We start from the raw sequence: 3,176 nt of genomic DNA on the forward strand, positions 1-3,176 counted from the left end.
AAATAAAATAAATTTTTAAAATAGGTTTTCAACAGACCCCTAAAAAAAGATTAAAAATAAACTAATAAACTAAAAAAAAGAAAAGAAAAGATTAAAAATAAAAACTAAGAGTTTTTATTCATAAAATTTGCCTAAGAAGTCTTTCATTCTTTGGTTTTCAGATGAGAATACCTCTTCTGGAGAGCCTTCCTCGACTATTACTCCATCGTCCATAAATATAATGGTGTCTGAAACATTACGGGCAAAATTCATCTCGTGGGTAACAATAACCATTGTCATATGTTCAGCAGCCAAATCCTTGATTACCTCCAGGATTTCACCTGTAAGTTCTGGATCAAGTGCAGAGGTAGGTTCATCAAAGAAAAGAATATCCGGATTCATTGCAAGAGCCCTTGCAATTGATACCCTTTGCTGTTGACCTCCAGACAATTCAGAAGGATATGCATCTTCCTTTTCGGATAATCCCATTTTCTTCAGCAAATCTCTTGCATGAGAATAAACTTCTTCCTTATCCCTTTTTTGAACTTTCAAAGGAGCGTTAGTAATATTTTTCATCACTGAATGATGAGGGAAAAGATTAAAGTTCTGGAACACCAAACCAAAGGTTCCATCAAAGTCAATTATTCCGCTGTCTTCAGTTTCCAATTTGGTAATGCACCTAAGCAATGTAGATTTACCTGAACCTGAAGGCCCAATGATGGACAAGACCTCACCCTTTTCAACATTAAAAGAGATATCCTTTAAAACTACATTATCATCAAAACTTTTCTTAAGATTTTTAACTTCCAATAAACTCATTAAATCACCTTTTTAACAAATCCGTTTCAAAAGACATCACTTATGTATCATAATAGGACAATCTTGCTTCAAAGCGTTCCATTATAAATGCAACAATTGCATTGAAGACATAATAGAATACACCCGCAATCAACAATGCTGAAATGGATGCTTCCGCTGCGGCAATTTGTTTTGCAACGGTAAACATTTCCGGAATTGCAAGTACAAATGAAAGAGAAGTATCCTTTACAAGAGTAATTACCTCATTGGTTATGGAAGGAAGCACAATCTTGATAACCTGTGGAAGGATAATTATGAAAAATGTTTCCAATCTGCTATAACCTAAAACTTGAGCCGCCTCATACTGTCCATTAGGAATGGATTCGATACCGCCACGGAAAATCTCAGCAAAGTATGCAGCATAGTTAATTGAAAATGCGATAATTACTGCAATCATCCTATAGTCGCTTGAAAGATTTACGCCAAATATATAATAAGGGCCAAAGAATATTACAATTAGCTGTAACATTAATGGAGTTCCTCTCATGATTGAAATATATGCTCTCATAAGCCATTTTAAAGGAGAAAAATTACTCATTCTTCCTGCTGCAACAAGCAAACCAAGAGGAATGGAAAAGAGCAATGTAAGAAGGAATATTTCAATGGAGGTTCCCATACCCCACATCAATTCTTCTAAAATTTTACTTAATAACATTTATATCCCCAAAATTTAAAGAAAATAATTATTTAAATAAATCTAATAATGAACAATTAATTCTGCTTATTGAAAATGAACTTTTCAATAATTTTAGCAAGTCAAATTAATAAATTAATTAAATTGATTTAAATAATTTATTCAAACACTGAATTTAAATAAATTAAAATAAATTAGAATAAATTAAAATAAATTAAAATAAATTAAAATAATTTAAATTAATTTAAATAAATTAAAATAATTTAAATAAATTATTTAAATCAAAGCACTTCTAAAAACCATTTGACCAATTTAAACAAATCAAATCAAACTAACAATAGAATTTAATTAATTTCTTAAAAAAAGATTCATTTTAAAAAAATTTATTAAAAAAACACAACGGAAAAAATCCATTAAAAAATCTTATTAAAAATCCTCACGGAAAAAATTATAAAAAAATCCATTAAAAAATTATAAAAAAAGAAGTAATGAATTTAAACATGAAATCAAAAGAGATCATGTTTAAAAAAGATTACTTATTTTTGAATTAAAGAACCAGGAACACCGAAATCTTCGTAGTTAGCTGCAATTTTTTCAACAGTACCGTCTTCGAACATTTCATCCAAGGTTGCTTGTACTTGGTCTCTTAATTCAGTATTTCCTTTCTTAAATCCTACACCATATTGTTCAGAAGAAATTTCTTCAGTTAAAATTTTATAATCGTCAGGATTGTCTTTAGAAATTTGATATTGAGCTACACCAATATCCATAGCTACAGCATCACATGCACCAGATTGTAAATCCATGAATGCAGTGTTATAATCTGCAATTTGAGTTAAGGTTTGGAAGGTGTCAGCTAAATCTTTTTGATCTCCTTCAAGAGCAGCTAATGCAGAGGAATCTTTTTGGGTTTCTACGATTTTACCTTCTAAATCCTCTAAGCTGTCAATACCGGAATCAGCTTTAACAACAACTACTTGTTTGTTGTCAATATAAGGTTCAGTCCAGGTGTAATCGTCTTCTCTACCGTTGATGGTAAATCCGTTCCAAATACAGTCAATAGAACCGGAGTCTAATTCACTGTCTTTAGCATCCCAATCAATAGGTTGTTCTTTAAATGTCCAGTTGTTTCTTTTACAAACTTCTTTAGCTAAGTCTAAATCAAATCCAACATAGCTTCCATTATCAGCTTTGTATCCATATGGAGGGAATTCTGCATCAAAACCAACAACAAAAGTATCATCATCTGCACTTGCACTGTCAGAGTCGCCTAAAAAGTCAAGGAAACCTGCAGCACTTGCTGAGCCAATTACTAAAAAGAGCAATAAAACTATTCCTATAATAATACCGAATTTTTTATTCATTTTCACACCAAAAAATATTTTCTATTTTTGACTAAAATAAATTAGAAAAAAGAAAAATCTAATTTACATAGTACTATTTTTGAAAATTATATTATATAAAATTGTATTATTGGCTATTTTGGAAATGAATAAAAATTGAACAGTCAAATAAGAAATTAACAAATAATTGAACATTAAATAAATTATAATTAATAAATAATTGATAAAAAGTATTACAAATTTTATTGTCAAAATAAAATAATAATTTTAAAAATCATTACAAAAATAAATAAAAAAATAAAAGAACAAAAATAAAAGAACAAAAATAAAAGAACAAAAATAAAAGAACAAAAATAAAAGAA

At 29.1% G+C, this 3,176-nt stretch carries 3 protein-coding genes; all 3 read right to left on the bottom strand.

The window, feature by feature from the left end; translation table 11 throughout:
• Positions 1 to 114: 114 nt before the first annotated feature.
• Entirely contained in the window at positions 115 to 798 is a 684-nt protein-coding gene (locus Q0138_RS04790) for an amino acid ABC transporter ATP-binding protein (RefSeq protein WP_297981615.1), read from the bottom strand.
• A gap of 40 nt (positions 799 to 838) precedes the next feature.
• A complete protein-coding gene (locus Q0138_RS04795) occupies positions 839 to 1,492 on the bottom strand; it encodes an amino acid ABC transporter permease (protein ID WP_297981617.1) in 654 nt (217 codons plus the stop codon).
• Between the two features lie 515 nt (positions 1,493 to 2,007).
• Positions 2,008 to 2,835, bottom strand: a complete 828-nt coding sequence (locus Q0138_RS04800; RefSeq protein WP_297981619.1) for an amino acid ABC transporter substrate-binding protein — start codon at positions 2,833 to 2,835, stop codon at positions 2,008 to 2,010.
• Positions 2,836 to 3,176: the final 341 nt, after the last annotated feature.

The sequence above is a fragment of the uncultured Methanobrevibacter sp. genome (assembly GCF_937906425.1).
Taxonomy (GTDB): Archaea; Methanobacteriota; Methanobacteria; order Methanobacteriales; family Methanobacteriaceae; genus Methanobrevibacter.

Excerpts from the sequence above, each read along its gene's own strand:
- Q0138_RS04795 (WP_297981617.1), bottom strand. The coding sequence starts at position 1,492 with ATGTTATTAAGTAAAATTTTAGAAGAATTGATGTGGGGTATGGGAACC.
- Q0138_RS04800 (WP_297981619.1), bottom strand. The coding sequence starts at position 2,835 with ATGAATAAAAAATTCGGTATTATTATAGGAATAGTTTTATTGCTCTTT.
- Q0138_RS04790 (WP_297981615.1), bottom strand. The coding sequence starts at position 798 with ATGAGTTTATTGGAAGTTAAAAATCTTAAGAAAAGTTTTGATGATAAT.